The organism is Flaviflexus sp. (assembly GCF_052087705.1).
Classification (GTDB): domain Bacteria; phylum Actinomycetota; class Actinomycetes; order Actinomycetales; family Actinomycetaceae; genus Flaviflexus; species Flaviflexus ciconiae.
The window spans coordinates 1-2,650 of the sequence record NZ_JBQCYC010000032.1; the positions used below are offsets into that span (position 1 = coordinate 1).

The 2,650-nt window shown below is 57.8% G+C and carries 2 protein-coding genes; one reads left to right on the top strand and one right to left on the bottom strand.

From position 1 onward, the window contains the following. Positions 1-315: 315 nt before the first annotated feature. Positions 316-1,575 (bottom strand): MFS transporter, encoded by a 1,260-nt coding sequence (locus ACTHUY_RS11450; protein ID WP_441678925.1) that lies wholly within the window; start codon positions 1,573-1,575, stop codon positions 316-318. A 70-nt stretch (positions 1,576-1,645) separates the two neighbouring features. Between ACTHUY_RS11450 and ACTHUY_RS11455 the strand changes: the two genes are divergently transcribed. After that, complete coding sequence (locus tag ACTHUY_RS11455; RefSeq protein ID WP_441678927.1) at positions 1,646-2,593, top strand: LysR family transcriptional regulator; 948 nt, start codon at positions 1,646-1,648, stop codon at positions 2,591-2,593. Positions 2,594-2,650 lie beyond the last annotated feature (57 nt).

Genomic DNA, 2,650 nt, shown 5'->3' on the forward strand with positions numbered 1-2,650 from the left:
TTCATGAGATGGGTCGTGTAGCGGAACTTCTTATACAGTTCGTCGTGATTCATAAAAGTACCCCTTTCAAGATCTACAGGAACCTGTCTATCAGGTGCCTGTTAGAAACATTAAAGGACTTCAACGGGAAAAGCAACAGGCACCTGTCGAATGTTTAAAGTGATTGTGATTACTTGGTTAAATTTCGTGTGTGGTTTTCCTGGAAATCGGCGTGATCTAGCGGCTTATTAGGGCTTTCGCTGGACCTGCACTGCTGATCTTCTTGCTCGGTACTGCACGGTATTGCTCGGCGCTACCTTGCTTTCGGTTGGGGAACTACTGCTTGGAGTACTGTCGCCCAGCATTCCGCGCCACGTAGATTCCGGTGAGGGCTGCGGCGATAACGCTGACGGCAAGGAAGATAATCATCGCGGTCCAGCCCCAGTCGTGAAAGACGAGTCCGGAGACAACGCCAACGATTGAGGAACCCAGGTAGTAGGCGGTCAGATACATGCCGGTGGCCTCGGCCCTGTCCTTGCGTGCGAGTGCCCCCACCCAGCCGGAGGCGATGGAGTGGGCGATAAAGAAGCCGCCCGTGAAGATCGCGGTTCCCATGATCGTTGTGACCGGGCTGTTGATGGTAATGAGGGGGAGTGCTATTAGGCAGGAAGTAATGCCGAGCATGAGGATCTTTGCCCTGCCTGCCTTGACGGCGGCTCCTCCCGCCCATCCGGACGTGAACGTGCCAACCAGGTAAAGAATAAAGACTGATCCGGCAAGCCCGGGGGAGAAGCCGAAGTCGTCAGCGAGTCGATATCCCAGGTAGTCGTACAGGGAAACAAAGGCTCCCATGAGTAGGAAAGCGATGGCGAAGAGTCCAAGCATTGTTGGGTTGGTGAGGTGTCGCCATACTGCCTTGATCTCGGACTTGATCGTCAGCTTCTTCGGGGTGAACCGCTTTTGCTTCGGCATGAGAAGAACCGTAAGGATTGCGCAACTACCCGCGAAGATCATGTTGATCCCAAGACCCCACCGCCAGCTCTCAAACTCCAACACTCCTGCCGGGATCAGGCGGGACAGCAGGCCGCCCAGGGATGTGCCCGCAATGTACTGGCCCATGGCCCTCGGTAGATCAATTCCGTTGATCTCGTCCGCAAGATAAGCCATCGCCGTGGCGGGAACGCCAGCGACAGCCAATCCTTGGAGTGCGCGGCCCACAATGAGCCACTCGATGGTGGGGGCGAACGGAAGGAGCGCTCCCACGGTGACAGCCAGGAGTGAGGAGATGACCATGACGCGGCCCCGACCAAAGCGTTCCGACAGGATTGATGCCGGAAGGATCGCAAGCGCAAGCATTCCTGTTGCTGCACTGACCGTCCATGCTGACATGGCTGGGGTGGCCCCAAAGTAATCCGACAGCGCCGGCATAAGAGCCTGCGTGCAGTAGATGGCGTTAAAGGAAGCCAGTCCCATGGCAAAAAGAGCAATAACAGCACGGCGGTAGTCGGGGTCTCCGCGCCGAAGTCCGCCCTGGTCGACCATGTCCCCTCCCTTGAGCTTTGCTTCTGTGGAAGTGCCCTTCGCCAATAACGTCATAGGACTAGAGTCCCGCTGGTCAAGCAACTTGTAAAATGAATAGACTTGCACTTATTCATGCAGAAACTGCATGACCATGTACGTGTGTGTCAAGTGGGAGGGGGATGCCTCGATGCTCTCCGACGATTATTCCTGGTATCTCACACTCGCGCGGGTGCAGCACCTGACCGAGGCTGCCGAGATGCTCGACATCCCGCAACCCACACTGTCCCGGAAACTATCGGGGCTTGAAAGGCGCATTGGTACCACTCTGTTTGATCGGGGTGGCCGCTCGCTTCGACTCAACGAACGCGGTCGCGCCCTGGAGAAGGCAGTTCAGGGGGCCGTTCGTGGTCTCGATCGTGGCGAGGAGGAGATCCGCCGGCTGCTGGATCCAGAGACCGGGCGGATCAGGTTCGGGTTCATGCCGTCGCTTGGCCCATGGCTGGCACCCCGCCTTATTCGGGCTTTTACCTCTGAGCATCCGCGTGCGGAGATGGTTCTGTCGCAGGACACTGCGGAGGTACTAGTGGGGCTGCTCCTCGATGGGGAGCTGGATGTTGCCCTCTGTGCGCCCGATGTTCTCCCCGAGCTGCTCGGTGATCTCAACATCCTCACCGTACATCGGCAGGCCATGGCGCTCGTGGTCCCGGAAGGGCACCGGTTGGCGGGGCGGGAACTCGTCGATTTTAAGGAAGCAGCACGGGAACCGTTCGTGGCTGCGCCCGCAGGTTATACGACCCGCAATATCTTGGAGAGGCTGGCGAAGAAGTCCGGTGTAGTTCCTCGGATCGTGATGGAATCCGAAGCGTTGGCAACCCATGCTGGACTTGCCTCCACCGGTATCGGTATTACCGTCCTCCCAGACGATGATCCATCGTTACACGTGCCGGGCGCCGTGTTCGTTCCGCTCAAGACGGAGCTTAAGCGCGACATTGCCCTCGTGTGGCCATCGAGTGTCGAACAGGTTCCAGTCGTCCGATCTTTCCTGGAAGACACGTCGAATCGGTATGGGGATAGCAAACAGGCGGAGCGTTAAACGATCGTCACGGGGCCCGCTCGGCGCAGTAGTTGAAACAACCGAATAGTGGGTCGG

Excerpts from the sequence above, each read along its gene's own strand:
- ACTHUY_RS11455 (WP_441678927.1), top strand. The coding sequence starts at position 1,646 with ATGACCATGTACGTGTGTGTCAAGTGGGAGGGGGATGCCTCGATGCTC.
- ACTHUY_RS11450 (WP_441678925.1), bottom strand. The coding sequence starts at position 1,575 with ATGACGTTATTGGCGAAGGGCACTTCCACAGAAGCAAAGCTCAAGGGA.